This window comes from Ruegeria sp. BC6 (genome assembly GCF_056539185.1).
The window spans coordinates 1,284,822-1,305,266 of record NZ_JBQFUM010000001.1 but is presented as its reverse complement, the minus strand read 5'-3'; the positions used below and the strand labels follow the sequence as shown (position 1 = coordinate 1,305,266).

15 protein-coding genes are annotated in these 20,445 nt (G+C 65.0%); 11 read left to right on the top strand and 4 right to left on the bottom strand.

Features of this window, described 5'->3' with window-relative positions; all coding sequences use genetic code 11:
• The first annotated feature begins 10 nt into the window (after nt 1-10).
• Together ACR0MM_RS06505 and ACR0MM_RS06500 are read left to right on the top strand one after the other, a co-directional pair.
• Nucleotides 11-466 carry a DUF1178 family protein gene (locus tag ACR0MM_RS06505; RefSeq protein WP_480695092.1) on the top strand — a complete coding sequence of 152 codons (456 nt, stop codon included), beginning with the start codon at nt 11-13 and terminating at the stop codon, nt 464-466.
• Nucleotides 467-469: 3 nt separating this feature from the next.
• Nucleotides 470-1,108, top strand: a complete 639-nt coding sequence (locus ACR0MM_RS06500) for an SDR family oxidoreductase (protein WP_480695090.1) — start codon at nt 470-472, stop codon at nt 1,106-1,108.
• Here ACR0MM_RS06500 and ACR0MM_RS06495 read toward each other — a convergent pair.
• Nucleotides 1,102-1,458 (bottom strand): hypothetical protein, encoded by a 357-nt coding sequence (locus ACR0MM_RS06495; protein ID WP_170337553.1) that lies wholly within the window; start codon nt 1,456-1,458, stop codon nt 1,102-1,104. The two genes, ACR0MM_RS06500 and ACR0MM_RS06495, sit on opposite strands and share 7 nt — an antisense overlap.
• 166 nt (nt 1,459-1,624) lie before the next feature.
• Between ACR0MM_RS06495 and ACR0MM_RS06490 the strand changes: the two genes are divergently transcribed.
• The 6 genes from ACR0MM_RS06490 (at nt 1,625) to ACR0MM_RS06465 (ending at nt 10,435) form a co-directional block, all read left to right on the top strand.
• Nucleotides 1,625-2,863 carry an aspartate kinase gene (locus ACR0MM_RS06490; RefSeq protein WP_170372062.1) on the top strand — a complete coding sequence of 413 codons (1,239 nt, stop codon included), beginning with the start codon at nt 1,625-1,627 and terminating at the stop codon, nt 2,861-2,863.
• Between the two features lie 46 nt (nt 2,864-2,909).
• Complete coding sequence (gene ptsP, locus ACR0MM_RS06485; protein ID WP_093962727.1) at nt 2,910-5,153, top strand: phosphoenolpyruvate--protein phosphotransferase; 2,244 nt, start codon at nt 2,910-2,912, stop codon at nt 5,151-5,153.
• 146 nt (nt 5,154-5,299) lie between these two features.
• Nucleotides 5,300-6,745 carry a glucose-6-phosphate dehydrogenase gene (gene zwf / locus ACR0MM_RS06480; RefSeq protein WP_480695088.1) on the top strand — a complete coding sequence of 482 codons (1,446 nt, stop codon included), beginning with the start codon at nt 5,300-5,302 and terminating at the stop codon, nt 6,743-6,745.
• A gap of 1 nt (nt 6,746) precedes the next feature.
• Complete coding sequence (edd, locus tag ACR0MM_RS06475; RefSeq protein ID WP_480695086.1) at nt 6,747-8,552, top strand: phosphogluconate dehydratase; 1,806 nt, start codon at nt 6,747-6,749, stop codon at nt 8,550-8,552.
• A gap of 4 nt (nt 8,553-8,556) precedes the next feature.
• Nucleotides 8,557-9,192, top strand: a complete 636-nt coding sequence (eda, locus tag ACR0MM_RS06470; RefSeq protein ID WP_170390628.1) for a bifunctional 4-hydroxy-2-oxoglutarate aldolase/2-dehydro-3-deoxy-phosphogluconate aldolase — start codon at nt 8,557-8,559, stop codon at nt 9,190-9,192.
• A gap of 52 nt (nt 9,193-9,244) precedes the next feature.
• The gene (locus ACR0MM_RS06465) at nt 9,245-10,435 is read left to right on the top strand and encodes a pyridoxal-phosphate-dependent aminotransferase family protein (protein WP_480695084.1); all 1,191 of its coding nucleotides are present in this window, start codon (nt 9,245-9,247) and stop codon (nt 10,433-10,435) included.
• Here the strand turns inward: ACR0MM_RS06465 and ACR0MM_RS06460 are convergent.
• A complete protein-coding gene (locus ACR0MM_RS06460; RefSeq protein ID WP_480695082.1) occupies nt 10,432-11,541 on the bottom strand; it encodes a pyridoxal phosphate-dependent aminotransferase in 1,110 nt (369 codons plus the stop codon). The genes ACR0MM_RS06465 and ACR0MM_RS06460 overlap by 4 nt on opposite strands.
• Before the next feature lie 144 nt (nt 11,542-11,685).
• Between ACR0MM_RS06460 and ACR0MM_RS06455 the strand changes: the two genes are divergently transcribed.
• On the top strand, nt 11,686-12,468 hold the full coding sequence (locus ACR0MM_RS06455; protein ID WP_480695080.1) for a crotonase/enoyl-CoA hydratase family protein: 783 nt from the start codon (nt 11,686-11,688) through the stop codon (nt 12,466-12,468).
• Between the two features lie 26 nt (nt 12,469-12,494).
• Here the strand turns inward: ACR0MM_RS06455 and ACR0MM_RS06450 are convergent, their stop codons facing one another.
• Nucleotides 12,495-13,661 carry a benzoate/H(+) symporter BenE family transporter gene (locus tag ACR0MM_RS06450; RefSeq protein WP_480695078.1) on the bottom strand — a complete coding sequence of 389 codons (1,167 nt, stop codon included), beginning with the start codon at nt 13,659-13,661 and terminating at the stop codon, nt 12,495-12,497.
• A gap of 128 nt (nt 13,662-13,789) precedes the next feature.
• Entirely contained in the window at nt 13,790-16,951 is a 3,162-nt protein-coding gene (locus tag ACR0MM_RS06445) for a valine--tRNA ligase (RefSeq protein WP_480695076.1), read from the bottom strand.
• Nucleotides 16,952-17,096: 145 nt separating this feature from the next.
• Here ACR0MM_RS06445 and ACR0MM_RS06440 point away from each other — a divergent pair, with 145 nt between their 5' ends.
• Together ACR0MM_RS06440 and ACR0MM_RS06435 are read left to right on the top strand one after the other, a co-directional pair.
• Nucleotides 17,097-19,388 carry a xanthine dehydrogenase family protein molybdopterin-binding subunit gene (locus ACR0MM_RS06440; RefSeq protein WP_480695074.1) on the top strand — a complete coding sequence of 764 codons (2,292 nt, stop codon included), beginning with the start codon at nt 17,097-17,099 and terminating at the stop codon, nt 19,386-19,388.
• On the top strand, nt 19,366-20,445 hold the full coding sequence (locus ACR0MM_RS06435; RefSeq protein ID WP_480695072.1) for a DUF2235 domain-containing protein: 1,080 nt from the start codon (nt 19,366-19,368) through the stop codon (nt 20,443-20,445). Before ACR0MM_RS06440 ends, ACR0MM_RS06435 begins: the two co-directional genes overlap by 23 nt.

Here is a 20,445-nt window from a genome sequence, read left to right as displayed (position 1 = left end):
TGGGCGACAGATGATTCAATATTCACTGAAATGCTGCAATGGTCACGCGTTTGACAGTTGGTTCCAGTCTGCGGACGCTTACGACAAGCTGTCCAAGGCTGGAATGGTCTCTTGCGCGACTTGCGGCAGCACCCAGGTCGAAAAGGCGATCATGACGCCGCGGGTCCAGTCTGCGCGCTCGTCTGCTGCAATGCCGCGCGCGGAGAACAGTGATCGACCCGAAGCCCAGCGCCAACCGACCAAGGCCGAGATAGAGCGTGTTCTGAACGCCCTGCGCGCCAAGGTCGAGGCGAATTCCGATTATGTCGGCCGCGAATTTGCGCGGGAGGCCCGCAAGATACATCTGGGCGAGGCCCCGGAGCGTGCAATCTATGGCGAGGCCAAGCCGGAAGAGGCCAAGGCCCTGATCGAAGATGGGGTTCCGGTGGCCCCTCTGCCGTTCATTCCAAGCCGAAAGACGAACTGAACCGTGCATCTTGTTATCACCGGCGCCAATCGCGGCATTGGGCGTGCTCTTGCTGAACGCTATCGTGGCCGAGGCGATACTGTCACCGGCACCGCGCGGGACGATTCCGCCGATATTCGTCTGGACGTTACCGACCCGGCGCAACAGGCGCAGATGGCGCGCAAGTTGGATGGCCAGCCCGTAGATCTGTTGATCTGCAACGCTGGTGTCTACTTGGACAAAGGCCAGACAATCGACGGCTACCCGGCCGAGATGTGGGACCAGACCTTTGCGGCCAACGTCACCGGGGTGTTTCTGACCATTCAGGCCCTGCTGCCCAATCTGCGTGCGGCGCGCGGCAAGATCGCGATCATCTCGTCGCAGATGGCCTCGCACACGCGGGCGCCCGGGGGCAGCTATGTCTATCGGGCCTCCAAGGCGGCTGTGCTGAACCTTGGGCGCAACCTGGCGGTGGATCTCAAGGACGATGGCATCGCCGTCGGCATCTATCACCCCGGATGGGTGCAGACGGACATGGGCGGCCAGGCCGCCGACATCACCGTGTCACAGGCCGTTGCCGGGTTGACCGAGCGTTTCGATGCGCTGAGTTTGGATTCCACCGGTTGCTTTGAAACCTGGGACGGAGAGGCGCATCCTTACTGAGCGGCCAGCGCTGCCTTGGGGATCTCGTAGACTTCACCGGGATCGATGAAGATCACCAGAATTTCGCCCCGCGTTTCCGAAGTGATCTTCGACGTCGAACTGCTGGAATCCGGCTTTCCATCGGTGAAATAGATGCGGCGTACTTCCCCAGTATCCAACTGAACCGCCAGGGTTGCAGTGCCATCATCCTTGCGCCGCAACTCGGCAGGGCAATTTTTCAATGGCTGACCCGCCAACGCGGCGCAGGGGACCGTTCCCAACGCGTTCTGGCCGTCCGTTCCGGACAGTGAAGCCACCTGGGCCAGAGCCGGGCCGGACATCAGTGCACAGGCGAAAACAAAACGCAGCATGGTATTCCTCATGGTTTAAATCCTTGACGATACGCTGACATTGCTGCCGGTCCTTGTAAAGCGTTGCGCTGCAGCGTCCTGCCGTTCTATGTGCCCTTGCTCTTGCGTGTTGCCTCGCATAAGACGCTCGGGACCGGAAATCCAAGGCGCGGAGACATTTGCCCCCATGCCCGTACTCGTGATGAAATTCGGCGGCACATCCGTCGCCAACCTGGACCGCATCCGTCGCGCGGCCAAGCGCATCGGCGTCGAAGTGGCCAAGGGCTATGACGTCATCGTCATCGTGTCGGCCATGTCGGGCAAGACCAACGAGCTGGTGGGCTGGGTCGACGAGATCTCGCCGCTGTATGACGCGCGCGAATATGATGCCGTGGTATCCTCGGGCGAGAATGTCACCGCCGGCCTGATGGCGCTGACGCTGCAGGAAATGGACATCCCCGCCCGCAGTTGGCAGGGCTGGCAGGTGCCGCTGCTGACCGACGGCGCCCATTCGGCGGCGCGGATCCTGGATATTCCGACCGACAACATCAACCAGAAGTTCGGCGAAGGCATGAAGGTCGCCGTGGTGGCGGGCTTTCAGGGTATCAGCCCCGAAGGACGGATCACCACGTTGGGCCGGGGCGGTTCGGACACCACCGCCGTTGCCTTCGCCGCCGCCTTCGGCGCCGAGCGCTGCGACATCTACACCGATGTGGACGGCGTCTATACCACCGATCCGCGCATCTGCGAGAAGGCGCGCAAACTGGACAAGATCTCGTTCGAGGAAATGCTCGAACTGGCCTCGTTGGGGGCCAAGGTGCTGCAGACCCGCTCGGTCGAGCTGGCGATGCGGTACAAGGTGAAACTGCGTGTTCTCTCAAGCTTTGAGGAACAGTCCGACGAGGCCGGAACCCTGGTCGTCGACGAGGAGGAAATCATGGAATCCAATGTAGTCTCGGGTGTGGCCTATTCGCGGGACGAGGCCAAGATGACCGTCGTGTCGGTCGCCGACCGCCCCGGCATCGCCGCGATCATCTTCAACGCGCTCAGCGATGAGGGGATCAACGTCGACATGATCGTGCAGAACATCTCGGACGAGGGGCGCACGGACATGACCTTTTCCTGCCCCACCAACCAGGTGGCGCGCGCCGAAAAGGCGCTGTTGGCAGTTAAAGAGCGTGGCGAGTTGAACTATGCCGAGCTGGTCGCCGACACCGATGTGGCCAAGGTTTCGGTGGTGGGCATCGGCATGCGCTCGCAGTCGGGCGTGGCGGCCAAGATGTTCAAGGTACTCTCGGATGAGGGGATCAACATCAAGGTCATTACAACCTCCGAGATCAAAATTTCCGTCCTCGTCGACCGGAAATACATGGAACTTGCCGTTCAGGCGCTGCATGATGCCTTTGAACTGGAAAAGGCGGCCTGAGCATCTCGGCCAAGGTCCCGCCTGACACCGCAGAGTAGATCGGGCGATGGCAGACGGAATGGAAACAGAATCCCGCAAGCTGCTGGGGCGGCTGCGCGAGGAGATGGCAAGCGAGGCTGCCGGTCAGGAGCGTCTTGACCGGATCACTCACCTGATCGCCGACAGCATGCGGTGCGAGGTGTGCTCGATCTATCTGTTCCGCGACGACGAAACCCTGGAGCTGTGTGCCACCGAAGGTCTTGCCCCCGAGGCCGTACACCAGACCCGCATGCGTCTGGGGGAAGGTCTCGTTGGCCGGGTGGCCAAGTTCGGCAAGGTCGTCAACGCCGCCGATGCGCCCTCCGAGAAAGGTTTCCGGTACATGCCGGAAACAGGCGAGGAGCGTTTTTCGTCGTTCCTGGGCGTGCCCATTCAGCGGCTGGGGCAGAAGCTTGGGGTTCTTGTGGTCCAGTCCCGCGCTCAACGCGAGTTTTCCGCGGATGAGGTCTATGCGCTTGAAGTCGTGGCAATGGTCCTTGCGGAAATGGCCGAATTGGGTGCGTTTGTGGGCGAAGGTGCCGCCCTTTCACCACTGCATCAGCAATCCATTTTGCTGCGCGGTGGCCCGGCACAAGAGGGCTCGGCCGAGGGGCATGTCTGGCTGCACGAGCCGCGTGTCGTCGTCACCAACCCGATCGCTGACGATCCACATCGCGAGCTGGAGCGACTGAACGAAGCAGTCGAAGAGCTGCGCGTGGGTGTCGACAAGATGCTTGAAATCTCGCGGGGCGGTGACACCGAACAGCTGCAGGTTCTCGAGGCCTATCGGATGTTCGCCAATTCCAAGGGCTGGATGCGGCGGATGGAGGAGGATATCGCCCGCGGTCTCAGCGCCGAGGCGGCGGTTGAAAAAGAACAGTCGCAGGCCCGCGCCCGGATGAGCCAGGTCACCGACCCTTATCTGCGCGAGCGTCTGGCGGATCTGGACGATTTGTCCAACCGTCTGCTGCGCATCCTGACCGGGCAGGGCGGGTCGAACGGTAAAGAGCTGCCGCCCGATCCGATCCTGGTGGCGCGCAATATCGGACCGGGCGATCTGTTGGAATACGGCCGTTCGCTGAAAGGTGTCGTGCTCGAGGAGGGCTCGGTCGGCAGTCATGCCACCATCGTCGCCCGCGCTCTGGCCATCCCGCTGGTGGTGCATGTCGGACGGATTACGACCGAGGCGCTGAACGGCGACCATATTCTGGTCGACGGGGATGAGGGCGTCGTGCATCTGCGCCCCGAGGATACCGTCGTCAGCGCCTTCCGCGACAAGATGGCCATGCAGGCCGAGGCGCAGAAACGCTATGCCTCGATCCGCGAAACCCCGACCGTGACAAAGGATGGCGAGCGGATCAATCTGGTGATGAATGCCGGCCTGATGGCCGACCTGCCGTCCCTCAAGACATCCGGGGCCGAGGGCGTGGGCCTGTTCCGCACCGAATTGCAGTTCCTGATCCGCAACCAGATGCCTAAACGGTCTGAACTGGTGGCGCAGTACAAACGCGTTCTGGATTCGGCCGATGGCAAGCGCGTGGTTTTCCGTACGCTGGATATCGGGTCGGACAAGGTGCTGCCCTACATGAAGCATGTCGCCGAGCCCAACCCGGCGCTGGGTTGGCGTGCCATTCGTGTGGGTCTGGACAAGCGCGGCGTGATGCGGATGCAGCTGCAGGCCCTGTTGCGCGCGGCGGATGGCCGTCCTCTGACGGTTATGTTCCCGTTTGTCGCCCAGGCCGACGAATACCGTGAGGCCCGTTGGGAAGTGAACAAGACGCTGGAGCGCGAAAAGCGCCTGGGTCATGTCCTGCCGGAAACGCTGGAAGTTGGGGCGATGCTGGAAACACCGTCATTGGCCTTCGCCCCCCAGAAGTTCTTTGACGAGGTCGATTTCATCTCGATAGGCGGCAACGACCTGAAACAGTTCTTCTTCGCCGCCGACCGTGAAAACGAGCTGGTGCGTCGCCGCTATGACACCTTGAATGTCAGCTTCCTCAGCCTGATCGAGCGCATCGTCGAACGGTGCGGAATTTCCGACACGCCGCTGAGTTTCTGCGGCGAGGATGCCGGCCGCCCGATCGAGGCGCTGTGCCTGGCGGCGATGGGCATCCGCACCCTGTCGATGCGCCCGGCCTCGATCGGCCCGGTCAAAAGCCTGCTGCTGCGGTCAAACCTGCAGGATGTCCGCAAGATCATCGCCGACGCCCGCCATCGGGGCGAACAATCGGTGCGTCCGGCGATCATGGAGTATCTGCGCGACAACGGCTGAGGCCATGATGACCGCGAAAAAAGGCCCGATTCCGAAATCCGGGCTTGCTTTTTGGGCTTGGTCTTTCTATCCAAGCTACGAATGTTAGCGGTAACAGGGTGTCTGGCTGCAGACCGCGCCGGATTGTCCGAAGAAGGGAGCCAGCCATGGTTTCACGCGTAATCCCGGTAGATCCGTTCGACCTGGTCCTGTTCGGCGCGACCGGAGATCTGGCCCAGCGCAAGATCCTGCCGGGCCTCTGCCATCGCTTCGAAGTGGGGCAGATGCCCGAAGATGCGCGCATCATCGGGACCGCGCGATCGGATATGGACGATGACGGGTTCCGCGCGCAGGTGCGCAAGTCGATGAAGGAATTCGCTCCGTCCTTCAAAAAGGACGTGCTGGACCGGTTTCTGGCCCGGGTCGAATACGTGCCCGTGGATGCGCTGGGTGAAAACGGGTGGGACAAGCTGGCCAAATCGCTGCGCCCCGACGTGGTGCGCGCCTTTTATCTGTCGGTCGGTCCGAAACTGTTTCCCGGCATCGCAGAGCGCCTGCATGATCACGGGCTTGCCACGCCCGACAGCCGCATCGTGGTCGAGAAACCCTTTGGCCATGATCTGGCCTCGGCCAAGGCGCTGAACGAAGGTCTGCGCGCCTGTTTCGAAGAACATCAGATCTATCGGATCGACCATTACCTGGGCAAGGAAACGGTGCAGAACCTGATGGCGCTGCGCTTTGCCAACTCGCTGTTCGAACCGCTGTGGAACGCGACCCATGTGGATCATGTCCAGATCACCGTTGCCGAAACCGTCGGGGTCGAAGGGCGTGGTGCCTATTACGACCAGTCCGGCGCGATGCGGGACATGGTGCAGAACCACCTGGTGCAACTTTTGTGCCTGACTGCGATGGAGCCGCCCTCGACCTTCTCGCCCAACGCGGTGCGCAGTGAAAAGGTCAAGGTGATCGAGGCACTGGAACCTGTCGCCCCGACCGACATCGCCCGCGGCCAGTACCGGGCGGATAAGGGCGGCGACGGCTATGTCGATCATGTGGGCAACCCCGACAGCCTGACCGAAAGCTACATCGCGCTGAAGGTGCGCGTGGGCAACTGGCGTTGGTCGGGGGTTCCGTTCTATCTGCGCACGGGCAAGCGTCTGCGCGCGCGGGAATCCGAAATCGCGGTGTTTTTCCGCGACCCGCCGCACACGATCTTTCCCAATGTCGGCCCGCTGCACGGCAACGTTCTGGTGATCCGCCTGCAGCCTGACGAGGGCATCACCCTGCGCACCACGATCAAGGATCCCGGTCCGGGCGGCTTCCGCCTGACGGACGTGGCGCTGGACATGAGCTTTGCCGAGGCGCTGGGTGCCGATGTGCGCGCGCAGGACGCTTATGAACGGCTGGTGATGGACGTGATCCGCGGCGACCAGACCCTGTTCATGCGCGGCGACGAGGTCGAGGCCGCGTGGGCCTGGGTCGATCCCATTATCAAGGGCTGGGAAGAGCGCGGCGACCGCCCCTCGCGCTATGATCAGGGCAGTTCCGGCCCGGAAGACGCATTGATGCTGATGCATCGCGACGGGCGCCGCTGGCGCCAGATCGGAGGTTGAGATGGTTCACAACGTCATCACCGATGTCACCCAAAGGATAATCGAGCGCAGCGCCGATCCCCGCCGCACCTATCTGCAGCGGATGGAGCAGGCCCGGTCCGAAGGGCCGGCGCGCGCGCATCTGTCGTGCAGCGGACAGGCCCATGCCTATGCCGGGGCAGGGGCCGATCAGCAGACGATGGCCACGACCAGCGTGGGCAATCTGGGCATCGTCACCGCCTATAACGACATGCTGTCGGCGCACCAGCCGTTCGAGCGCTATCCCGAACTGATCCGTCGCGCGGCCCGTGCCGCAGGCGGCACCGCGCAGGTCGCGGGTGGGGTTCCGGCCATGTGCGACGGGGTCACGCAAGGCGAGGCCGGGATGGAGCTGTCGCTGTTCTCGCGCGACGTGATCGCGCTGGCGGCGGCGGTGGCGCTCAGCCACAATACCTTTGACGCGGCAGTGTTCCTGGGGGTCTGTGACAAGATCGTGCCGGGGCTGGTGATCGCAGCGCAGAGCTTTGGCCACCTGCCGGCGGTGTTTCTGCCCGCCGGCCCGATGACCAGCGGCCTGCCCAACGACGAAAAGGCCAAGGTGCGCCAGAAATTCGCCGCCGGCGAAGCCACGCGCGAAGAGCTGATGGCCGCCGAGATGGCCGCCTATCATGGGCCGGGCACCTGCACATTCTACGGCACCGCCAACACCAACCAGATGTTGATGGAGTTCATGGGCCTGCACCTGCCGGGCTCCAGCTTCGTCAACCCCAACACGCCGCTGCGCGATGCGTTGACCGAGGAAGGCGCCCGCCGCGCCCTGTCGCTCAGTGCGCTGGGCAACAATTACACGCCGGTGTGCCAGATCCTCGACGAACGGGCTTTCGTGAACGGTATCGTGGGGCTGATGGCCACGGGCGGGTCGACCAACCTGCTGATCCACCTGATCGCCATGGCCCGTGCCGGGGGCATCGTGCTGGACTGGCAGGATTTCTCGGACATCTCGGGCGTCGTGCCCCTGGTCGCGCGGGTCTATCCCAACGGTCTGGCCGACGTGAACCATTTCCATGCGGCGGGAGGACTGGGCTACACCATCGGCACGCTGCTGGACGAAGGCCTGCTGCATCCCGACACGCTGACCGTGGCGGGACAGGGGCTGCATCATTACACCCAGGAACCCAAGCTGATCGATGGCGCGCTGGTCTGGGAGGACGGCGCAGGCCACAGCCTGAACGAAAAGATCCTGCGCCCGGCCAATGACCCGTTCCAGCCCACCGGCGGCCTGTCGCGCCTGAGCGGAAATCTGGGCACCGGCGTGATGAAGGTCTCGGCCGTGGCCCCCGAACACCAGGTGGTCGAGGCCCCGGTGCGCGTCTTCCATGACCAAGACGAGGTCAAGGCCGCGTTCAAGGCGGGCGAGTTCACCGACGATGTCATCGTCGTGGTCCGTTTTCAGGGCCCCAAGGCCAATGGCATGCCCGAACTGCACTCGCTGACCCCGATCCTGTCGATCCTGCAGGGGCGCGGCCAAAAGGTGGCGCTGGTGACCGATGGCCGCATGTCGGGGGCCTCGGGCAAGGTTCCCGCGGCGATCCATGTCTGCCCCGAGGCGCTGGATGGTGGCCCGATCGCCAAGCTGCGCGATGGCGACCTGCTGCGCGTCGATGCGGTTCAGGGCCAGCTTGAAATCCTGACCCCCGGCGTGCTGGACCGCCCCGTCGCTACCGCCGATCTTTCGGCGCATCAATACGGGGTCGGCCGCGACCTGTTCACCACGTTCCGCAACGCCGTCGGCTCGGCCGATGCCGGTGCCAGCATTTTCGGAGCCTGAACCTATGTCTGCAAAAACCCAACGCACCCGCGAGATCTGCGCATTGGCGCCCATCGTCCCGGTTCTGGTCGTCGATGACGCCGCCCATGCCCGCCCGCTGGCCGAGGCACTGGTGGCCGGTGGCCTGCCCGCGCTCGAAGTGACCTTGCGCACGCCGGCGGCGCTGGACGCGATCCGCGCCATGGCGCAGGTGCCCGGCGGGGTCGTGGGGGCCGGCACGCTGGTCACGCCCGACGATGTCCGCGCCGCAAAAGAGGCGGGCGCGCAGTTCGGCGTGTCGCCCGGGGCCACCGATGCCCTGATCGCCGCCTGCGAGGCCGAGGGCCTGCCGCTGCTGCCCGGCGCGGCCACCGCGACCGAGGCGATGCGCCTGCTCGAGCAGGGCTATGACATGCTGAAATTCTTCCCGGCCGAAGCCTCGGGCGGGGCGCCAGCGCTCAAGGCGATCGGCGCGCCGCTGCCGCAGATCACCTTCTGCCCGACGGGCGGCGTGTCGCCCTCCAACGCGCGCGACTACCTGTCCCTGCCCAACGTGATCTGCGCGGGAGGCAGCTGGGTCGCGCCGAAACAGATGGTGGCGCAGGGCGACTGGGCGGGGATCGAAGCCCTTGCGCGGGAGGCGGCCGCCCTGATGGATTGACCTTGCCGGGCCGGGCGCTAGGGTGGGCGCCATTACAGGCAGGTTGATCCACATGACAGACAAAGTTTCCTTCGCCCAAGGGCGAAATTATCTGGCCATTCCGGGCCCTTCCGTGATTCCGGACGCGGTGCTGCAGGCGATGCACCGCCCGTCGCCCAATATCTATGCCGGTGAACTGGTCGAGATGATGCCCGACCTGACGGCCGACCTGCGCCGCGTGGCTCGTACCCGGCACGAGGTGGCGATCTACATCGCCAACGGCCACGGCGCGTGGGAGGCGGCGCTGTCCAACGTTCTGGCGCCGGGGGAAACCGTGCTGGCTCCGGCTTCGGGGCGGTTCACCCATGGCTGGGCGGAAATGGCCGAGCGTCTGGGCGTCAAGGTCGAGTTGATCGATTTCGGCCCCTCCGACCCGTGGGATATGGACCGGATCGCGCAGGCCCTGCGGGCTGATGCCGACCACCGGATCAAGGCGGTTCTTGCGGTGCACGTGGACACGTCCAGCTCGATCCGCAACGACATTCCGGCGCTGCGGGCGTTGCTGGACGATCTGAACCACCCGGCATTGCTGATGGCGGATTGCATCGCCTCGCTGGGCTGCGATCGGTTCGAGATGGATGACTGGGGCGTCGATGTCATGGTCACCGCCTGCCAAAAGGGGCTGATGACCCCGGCGGGCATGTCCTTCGTGTTCTTCAACGACCGGGCCAAGGCCAAACGGGCCGCGATGCCGCGCGTTTCGGGCTATTGGGACTGGCAGCCGCGATCAGAGCCCGACTGGTTCTATCAATATTTCGGCGGCACCGCGCCGACGCACCACCTGTACGGCCTGCGCGCCGCCCTTGATCTGATCCATGCCGAGAGGATTGAGCAGGTCTGGGCCCGCCATGCGCAGCTGGCACAGGCCGTCTGGGCCGCCTGCGAGGTCTGGGCCGAGGGAGGGGCGCTGCACCTGAACGTCGGCGATCGCGCGCATCGCAGCCATGCCGTCACCGCCCTGCGCCTGACCGAGGGTCGCGGCACGCCCCTGCGCAGCTATACCGAGCGGCACCTGGGCTTGACCCTTGGCATCGGGCTGGGCATGGCGGACGAGGAGTCATGTTTCCGGGTGGGCCACATGGGCCATCTGAACGGGCACATGGTCATGGGTCTGCTGGGCGGCATCGAAACCGCCATGGCCGCGTTGGAGATCCCACGCGGGTCCGGCGCGCTCGAGGCAGCGGCGGGGGTTCTGGCGGGCTAGGCGGTGCGCGCGGCCGCCAGCGCCTGCGGCAGGGCGGCGGCAAAGGCGTTCAGGTCGGCTTCGGTGCCGCAACTGACGCGGATGCAGCGGTTCTGCGGGGCTGCAAATGGCATCCGCACGAAGATCCCCTGCGCCACCAGCGCATCCAGCACCGCCTTGGCAAATGCTCCGTCGCGCCCGCAGTCGATCGCCACGAAATTGGTGGCCGAGGGCAGCGGGGCCAACCCGTTGTCACGCGCAATCGCGACGATCCGGTCGCGGGCCGAGGCGATCTGTGTCTGAACCTGCGTCAGCCAGTCCTGATCGTGCAGGGCGGCCAGCGCCCCGGCCTGCGCCATGCGGTTCATGCCGAAATGGTTGCGCACCTTGTTGAAGGCCGAGATCAACCCGGGCGCTCCGATCGCATAGCCGACCCGCGCGCCGGCCATGCCGTAGACCTTGGAAAAGGTGCGCATCCGGATTACGCGTGGATCATCCGCCGCGACCGGCGCGGCAGTGCCTTCAGGCGCGCATTCCACGTAAGCCTCGTCCAGGACCAGCAGACAGCCGTCCGGCAGGGCGTCCAGCGCCGCGACGATGTCGGCGCCGCGATGCCAGCTGCCCATCGGGTTGTCCGGGTTGGCCAGATAGACCAGCTTGGCCCCGACCTCGGCCGCCTTGGCGAACAGGGCGGCCGGGTCCTCGTGATCGTTGGCATAAGGCACCTTGTGGATCGCCCCGCCATAGCCCGTGACGTGGTAGTTGAAGGTGGGATAGGCCCCGTCCGAGGTCACGACCGCATCGCCCGGACCGACCATCAGGCGCACCAGATAGCCCAGCAGCCCGTCGATGCCTTCGCCGACCACGATGTTGTCGGGGCCGATCCCGTGATGATCGGCCAGTGCATGGCGCAGATCGTGGTTCTCGGGGTCGCCATACATCCAGATGCCGTCAGCGGCCTGCCGCATCGCCTCGATCGCGCGGGGCGAGGGGCCGAACACGCTCTCGTTCGCGCCCAGCCGGGCCACGAAGGGCGCACCGCGTTGGCGCTCCTGCGTCTCGGGGCCGACAAAGGGCACGGTTGCAGGCAGGGATTGGGCAAGCGGGGTGTATCTGGGTCCGGTCATGGGCGCAGATAATCCCAAGGGCATGGCCGGGGCAAGCCTTGCATGGGGCCGGGGCGTCCGCACTGATCTGCCCTCACGTCGGGCTGGCGTCGGCTGCGGGTTTCGGGGCATTGTTTGCCCGGAACATCAAACCCGGAGGCCCAGATGGCGCGCGTATCAGTCGAATACAGGAACCACATCGCCCATGTCACCCTGACCCGCGGCGACAAGATGAACGCGCTGGACGATGCGATGGTCAAGGCGATCCTGGCGGCGGGGCAAGAGGTCGCCGCCTCGGACGCCCGGGCCGTGGTCCTGTCGGGCGAGGGCAAAAGCTTCTGCGCGGGGCTCGACATGGCCAGTTTTGCGACCATGGCGCACAAGGACCCGACCGAGTGGTTGATGACCCGCAGCCATGACGACGCGAATGAGATGCAGGAACTGGCGCTGATCTGGCGCCGCGTGCCGGTGCCGGTGATCTGCGCCATTCAGGGCGTGGCTTATGGCGGTGGTCTGCAGATCGCGCTCGGGGCCGATATCCGGATCGCCCATCCCGATGCCAAGCTGGCCGTGATGGAGATGAAATGGGGCATCATCCCCGACATGGGCGGCATGGTCCTGTTGCCGAAACTGGTACGGTCTGACGTGCTGCGCATGCTGACCTATACCGCGCGGCCCATCGGTGCCGCCCAGGCCGCCGATTGGGGGTTGGTCACCAGCCTGTCGGATGATCCGCTGACCGAAGCCATCGCGCTGGCCGAGGATATTGCGGGCAAGAGCCCCTCGGCCATCCGCGCCGCGAAACGCCTGATCGAGGTGGCCGAAACCAAGTCGCGCGCCGAAGTTCTGCTGGCCGAATCCGCCGAACAGGTCGAGCTGATCGGCAAACCCGACCAGATGGAAGTGGTGATGGCCCAGATGCAGGGCCGCAAGCCCGAGTTCAAGTAAACTCGCGGGCCGCAGCCAGATCGGATTCAACCCCGCAGGCGCGTCGTCACCCCATAGGCGATGCCGCCTGCCAGCAGACCCCAGACCGCCGCGCCCAGGCCGAACACGGTGATGCCCGAGGCGGTGATGGCAAAGGTCAGGATCGCGGCTTCACGCTCAGCCGGAACCTCGAGCGCGGCGAAGGTGGCATTGGCCATGACCCCGATCAGTGCGACGCCGGTCAACGTGCCCATCAGCATCGGATCGGCATGGGCGGCAAACCCGGTGATGGCCACGGCGAATACCCCGAACAGGCAATAGAACACCCCGGCCATGACCGCCGACCAATAGCGCTGATCCCGGTTGGGGTGGCTGTCCTCGTTCGCGCACATGGCGGCGGTGATGGCCGCGAGGCAGGTCGCCGGCGCGCCGAAGGGGGCCGACAGGATGCTGGCCCCGCCCACGGCCGAGAATAGCCGCCCTGCGACCGGGGCATAGCCAAAGCTGCGCATGACCGCGATGCCCGGGATGTTCTGCGTGGCCATCGTGACCACGAACAGCGGCACCCCGATGCCGATCATCGACGCCACCGAGAATGTTGGCGTGGTCCAGACCGGCGCGGCCAGCAGGTGGTCGGGGCGGACCGACGGGCCGCCAGAGAACAGAATGACGACCAGCGCGGCGGCCAGCACGGCGGCGGGAACGGCCAGCAGTCTGCGCACACGTCCGGCGATGAACCAGGTCAGGATCACCGGCAGGGCCTGCCAGGGGATCTCGACCGCAGCCTGAAACGGGACGATGCACAGCGGCAGCAGCACTCCGCCCAGCATCGCCTGCGCCAGCGTGGTGGGAATCGCCGCCGCCAACCGTCCCAGCGGGCGCCACATTCCGGCCAGCACGGTCAGCGCACCCGCAAACAGGAACGCGCCGATGGCATCTGAGAAACCCGCGGCCGGCGCGGCCGAAACCGCCAGCAGCGCCGCACCGGGCGTGGACCAGGCCACGCTGATCGGTTGGCGGTACCACAGGCTGAGCACGATCGCAGCCAGCCCCATGGCAAGGGCGGCCATCATCAGCCCCGATGCCGCCTGCGGCCCCGAAGCGCCCATGGCGTCCAGCCCCTGCAGGACAATCGGAAAGGAACTGAAAAAGCCGACTACGGCCACGACCAGCCCGGTTGAAACGGTCTGCATCGGCGGAAAGGGTCTGGACATGGGGGCCTCGGTGGATTGGTCCCGAGATTGCTAGCAACCGTTTGGCCCGGTGAACAGGGCCGGGTGCAAAAAACCCCGCCGGGCGTGCGCGGCGGGGTTTCGTCAAGCGTGTGCGAGGGGCTGACGGATCAGGCGATCTCGGCCAGTCGGGCCAGCGCCTCGTTGATGCGGGCCTCTTCCTCTTCGCGGGCGGCCAGGTTGGCCTTGGCCTCTTCCACCACCTCTTCCGGGGCCGAGGCCACGAATTTGGGGTTGTTGAGACGCCCGCGCAGACCGCCCAGTTCCTTGGCCAGTTTGCCCTTGGCTTTTTCCAGCCGTTCCTTCTCGGCGCCGATGTCTATGATGTCGGCCAGCGGCAGGCCAAAAGACGCGCCTGGGGCCGCGATCGAGATCGTGCCCTTGGGCAGCGTCTCGGCTTTGGTCAGGCTGTCGATCCGGGCCAGCCGCTTGATCAGCGCCTCGTTCCGGTCCCAGGCGGCTTGGCCGTGGGCGTCGATCTCGGTCACCAGCATTGGCACGTACAGGCCCGCCGGAACGCGCATCTGGGCGCGGGCGGAGCGGGTGTTCTCGATCACCGAGATCACCCAGTTCATCTCGCGATCCGCGTCGGCATCGACCAGATCGGCAGCGGCATAGGTCGGCCAGTCGGCATGCACCAGCATCTTGGCACGGGTGCCGGTCAGGCCCCACAGCTCTTCGGTGATGAAGGGCATGATCGGGTGTAGCAGGATCAGGCACTGATCCAGAACCCAGCGCATGGTGGCGCGGGTCTCGGCCTGGGCCTCGGCATCGTCGCCCTGCAGCAGCGGTTTGGACAATTCCACGTACCAGTCACAGACCTTGCCCCAGACGAAGGCATAAAGCCCATTGGCCGCGTCATTGAAGCGGTAGCTCTCCAGCGCGGCGTCGACCTCTTCCCGCACGCGGGCGGTTTCGCCGATGATCCAGCGGTTTACGGCGGCCTTGGGCTGCAACTCGGCCACGTCCAGTTGCGGGACGGCGTCGGTAAAGACCTCGTTCATCTCGGCAAAGCGGACGGCGTTCCACAGCTTGGTGCCAAAGTTGCGATAGCCGGTGATGCGCTCGCGCGACAGTTTCAGCACGCCGCCGATGGCCGCCATCGACGCGTTGGTAAAGCGCAGCGCGTCGGCGCCGAACTCGTCCACGATTTCCAGCGGGTCGATGACGTTGCCGGTGGTCTTGGACATCTTCTTGCCCTTCTCGTCGCGGACGAGCTGGTGCAGGTAAACGGTGTGGAATGGGATCTGATCGACCACGGCCAGCTGCATCATCATCATCCGGGCGACCCAGAAGAACAGGATGTCGAAACCGGTGATCAGAACGTCCGTGGGGAAGTAGCGCTGCAACTCCTCGGTCTGTTCGGGCCAGCCCAGCGTGCCGATGGGCCAGAGGCCGGAGGAGAACCAGGTATCCAGCACATCCGGGTCGCGCCAGACCGGGTAAACCAGCTTGGTCGGATCCTGTTCAACGGCGTACTGCGCCAGGCTTTCGGCGAACCGGTGGATCGCCTCGTGCTTGTCGGCCACCTCGATCACCGTGGCGTGGCTGAGCGGGCTGGGAATGTCGGCATTGTCATCCAGGAATTTTCCGGTGACGTCCTCGAAGCTGGCGGCGCATTCCATGACCGCGCCCCGGTGCAGCATACCGCCTTGGTTCAGCAGCCGACCCAGTTCGACCAGGTCCAACTCGCCGTCGTTTTCGTCATCCTTGAAATCCTCGGCCGACAGGTCCAGCCCGTACCAGACCGGAATCTGATGCCCCCACCACAGCTGGCGGCTGATGCACCATGGTTCGATGTTCTCGAGCCAGTGGTAATAGGTCTTTTCGCCCGATTCCGGGATGATCTTGACCCGGCCATCGCGCACCGCGTCCAGCGCGGGGCCCACGATCTTTGACGTCTCGACGAACCACTGGTCGGTCAGCATCGGCTCGATCACCACCTTCGAGCGGTCGCCGAAGGGCTGCATGATCGGTTTGCTCTCGACCAGCGGGACCAGCGCGTCGGCGCCTTCGGTATCGGGTTTCAGCGCGGTCGATCCCAGGCGCGGATCGTCCGCACGGGTCATCACGCCCAGACCTTCGGCGGTGATTTCTTCGACCACCCTGGCGCGCGCCTCGAACCGGTCCAGGCCGCGCAGATGGTCGGGCACCAGGTTGATCGCGTCGATTTCGTTCTCGGTGAATTCGCGGCCGCGGGCATATTCCTGCGCCTTGGCGGCTTCGTCCGCATAGGGCGCGCCGTCGGCCCGCATGTGGCCGCGCGTATCCATCAGGCGGTACATCGGGATCTTGCCGCGCTTGGCCACCTGATAGTCGTTGAAATCATGCGCGCCGGTGATCTTCACCGCGCCCGAGCCGAAATTCGGGTCAGGGTATTCGTCTGTGATGATCGGGATCTGGCGGCGATGCTCTTTAGGGCCCACCGGGATTTCGCAAAGCTTGCCGACGATCGGCGCATAGCGTTCGTCCGACGGGTGCACCGCAACCGCGCCGTCGCCCAGCATGGTCTCGGGGCGGGTCGTGGCGATCGAGATGTAGTCGCGCTCTTCCTCGAGCACGATGTTCCCGTCCTCGTCCTTTTCGACGTAGGTATAGGTCTCGCCCCCGGCCAGCGGGTACTTGAAGTGCCACATGTGGCCGGCGACCTCGATATTCTCGACCTCGAGGTCCGAGATCGCGGTCTCGAAATGCGGGTCCCAGTTGACCAGCCGCTTGCCGCGGTAGATCAGGCCCTTGTCGTACATGTCGACAAAGACCTTGATGACCGCGTCATGGAAATTGGGGCTGTTTTCGTGGCCCGTGCGCGGGTCGCCGGCCGCGCCGGCCATGGTGAAGGCGTTGCGCGACCAGTCGCACGAAGAGCCGAGGCGTTTCAGCTGCTCGATGATGGTGCCGCCGTATTCGCCCTTCCACTCCCAGACTTTCTCAAGGAACTTCTCACGGCCCAGTTCGTTCCGGCTGGGTTGTTGCGTGGCGGCGAGCATCTTCTCGACCTGCATCTGCGTGGCGATGCCGGCATGGTCCTGCCCGGGCTGCCACAACGTGTCGAACCCGCGCATCCGGTGCCAGCGGGTCAGAATGTCCTGCAGGGTGTTGTTGAACGCATGGCCCACATGCAGCGCGCCGGTCACGTTCGGCGGCGGGATCATGATGCAAAAGCTTTCGTCGCGCGACTTGTTCGCGCCTGCCTTGAAGGCTCCGGCCTCTTCCCAGGCCTTGTAGATCCGGGCCTCGGCCTCGGCCGCGTTGAATGTCTTGTCCATCGCCATCGGGTGCGTCCTGCGTCATCGATCTTGGGTCAGCGCCTGCAATAGCGAATGGCGGCGGGAAGGGAAAGGGCCAAGCACCTCGCGCACTGGACATCCGCCGCATCAAGGCTAGGGTCGCGGTCTGAGGCAGCGAAAGGGGCGCGTCATGGAAAAGTTCGGCAAGAGCCAACCGGTCACCCGGACCGAGGATCAGCGGTTCCTGACCGGTCAGGGGCGCTACATGGACGATACGGTGCCGCCCGGTGCGCTGTACGCGGTGTTCTTTCGCAGCCCGGTGGCGCATGGCGACATCACCGCGCTGGACCTCGACGCCGCCCGCGCCGCGCCCGGTGTGCGGCTGGTGCTGACCATCGATGACCTGATCGCCGCCGGAATCGACCCGGTGCTGAGCGCCACGATCCTTGTCAACCGCGACGGCAGCCGCGCCGCCAGTCCCCCGCGCCACATGCTGGCCCGCGACCGGGTGCGCTTTGTCGGCGAGCCGGTGGCGATGGTCGTGGCCGAAACGCTGGCGCAGGCCCGCGACGCCGCCGAGCTGATCTGGATGGACACAGCCGACCGCCCCGCCAAGCTGGACCTTGCGCCGGGCGGTGAGCCGCTGCACCCCGAGGCCCCCGACAACCGCGCCTTTGACTGGGCCGTGGGCGACGAGGCCGCGACCCAGGCCGCCTTTAACGCTGCCGCTCATGTCGTGTCGCTGCAGGTGGCCGACAACCGGGTGATCGTGAACTCAATCGAGCCGCGCGGCTGCAACGCGGTCTGGTCCGACGGGCGGCTGCACTTTAGCTATGGCGGGCAGGGCGTCTGGGGGATGAAGGCGCAGCTGGCCGACAAGCTGCGGCTGGACCCGCAGGCGGTCCATGTCACCACGCCCGATGTGGGCGGCGGGTTCGGCATGAAGGCGATGCCGTACCCCGAGTATTTCTCGGTCGCAGTAGCGGCGATGCAACTGGGCCAGCCCGTGCACTGGATGTCGGACCGGACCGAGGCGATGCTGTCCGACCACCACGGGCGCGACCTGACCTCGCTGGCCGAACTGGCCTTTGACGAGCATCTTCGCATCACCGCCTACCGGGTCCACAGCCGCTGCAACCTGGGCGCGTACAACAGCCATTTCGGCCAGGCGATCCAGACCAACCTGTTCAAATGCGTGCTGCCCGGCGTCTATGACGTGCAGAAAACCTATCTGCGGGTCGAGGGGTTTTATTCCAACACCACCCAGGTCGATGCCTATCGCGGTGCCGGCCGCCCCGAGGCGATCTATGTGCTGGAACGCGCGATGGACCGCGCCGCGCGGGAACTGGGCGTCGACCCGTGGGAACTGCGCCGCCGCAACTTCATCCGGCCCGAGGCTTTTCCCTATGTCTCGGCCACCGGTGAAACCTATGACGCGGGCGATTTCGGAATGGTTCTGTCCCGCGCCGCCGAACAGACCGCCGGTTTCGCCGCGCGCAAGGCCGCCGACGCCGAACGCGGCCTGATCCGGGGGCAGGGGCTTTGTTACTATATCGAAAGCATTCTGGGCGACCCTTCCGAAGGCGCTAAAATCGAATTCTGTCAGGATGGCACCGTGAACCTTTATGTCGGGACGCAATCGAACGGGCAGGGGCATGAGACGGTCTATGCCCAGTTCCTGTCGGACCAGACGGGAATTCCGGCCGACCGGATCCGGGTCGTGCAGGGTGACAGCGACCGCATGGCGCAGGGCGGCGGCACCGGCGGGTCGCGCTCGGTTACGGTGCAAAGCGCGGCGACGCTGGTCACGATTGACCAGATGATTGCCGCATTCACGCCCTATCTGGCGGATAAAATGGGGGTCGAGGAAAGTGATGTGACCTTCGACCATGAAACCTTCCGCGCGCCGGGGTCGAACCTGACGCCCACGCTGATCGAAGCGGCCGAGATGGCCCGCGCGGATGGCCGCACCGACCTGCTGCAGCACGAGGCCCGCACGCGGCTCGAGGCGCGCAGCTATCCCAACGGCGCCCATGTTGCCGAGATCGTGATCGACCCGGAAACCGGCACGACGACGGTCGACCGCTATACGGTCGTCGATGATTTCGGCAATCTCATCAACCCCATGCTGGCCGAAGGGCAGGTGCATGGCGGGGTGGCCCAGGGCATCGGCCAGGCGCTGTGCGAGCACGTGGTGCATGATGGTGAGGGGCAGTTGCTCACGGCAACGTTCATGGATTACGCCTTGCCGCGCGCCGCTGACATACCCATGATTAGGTTTACCTCGGCGCCGGTTCCGTCAACGGCCAACCCCATGGGAATGAAAGGTTGCGGCGAGGCAGGCACCGTTGGCGCATTGGCCGCGGTTGCAAATGCGGTGCAGGATGCGCTCTGGGATCATGGAGTGCGGCAGGCGGACATGCCGTTCACTCCGGTCAAGGTTTGGGAATTGTTGTCGAATGGTACTGTCGCGGTTCGGTAAGAAGATACTTGGATGGCTCGGCCGCCCCCTGCGGTCCGAGCATTCTGCCGAAACGCGCCACCGCGAACCCATCAGTCATGTCATCATCCTGGACGGAACGATGTCGACCCTGGAGCCCGGGTTCGAGACCCATGCCGGTCAGACCTTTCGGTTGTGCTGCGAAATGGGCAATCAGGTCTCGGTCTTCTATGAAGCGGGCGTGCAATGGGAGAGCTGGAAATCCACGCTGGACGTGATGATGGGGCGGGGGATCAATCGCCAGATCCGCAGAGCCTACGGCTATCTTGCCTCGCGGTACAAGCCCGGCGATCGGATCTACTTCATCGGCTATTCCCGCGGCGCCTATGGTGTGCGCAGCCTTGCCGGCGTCATCGATATGATCGGGCTGCTGCAGGCCGAGCATGCGACCGAGCGCAACATCAAGCAGGCCTACCGGCATTATGAGTGCAACCCGGGCGGGCAGGCCGCACAGGACTTTCGCCGGAACTTCTGCCACGGCGGCGTCGAAATTGAGATGGTCGGTGTCTGGGACACGGTCAAGGCATTGGGACTGCGCCTGCCGTTGCTGTGGCGCATGGCCGAAGAGCGGCATTCATTTCACAACCACAACCTCGGGCCGTCCACCCGGCACGGGTATCATGCGCTGGCGCTGGATGAAACGCGAGAGGTCTTCACGCCGGTCCTTTGGTCGACCGCACCGGATTTCCGCGGCCATTGCGAACAGGTCTGGTTCCGCGGCACGCATGGTGACGTCGGGGGGCAACTCAGCGGGTTCGAGCCCGCGCGACCGCTGGCCAACATTTCGCTGGTGTGGATGCTCGACAAGGCTGAGTTGCACGGTCTGCCTCTGCCTGAAGATTGGCGCACCCGCTTTCCCACCGATCCGCATGCACCGTCGGTCGGGACGTGGCGGGGGTGGGGCAAGATCTTCCTGCTGCGCAAGCATCGCACCGTAGGTCAGGACCCGTCCGAACGCCTGCATGTCTCGGTTTCGCCCGACGAACTGCCCAAATGGGTGCACCTGCCGGCAGGGCCGCATTCACATCCGGCGCAGTAA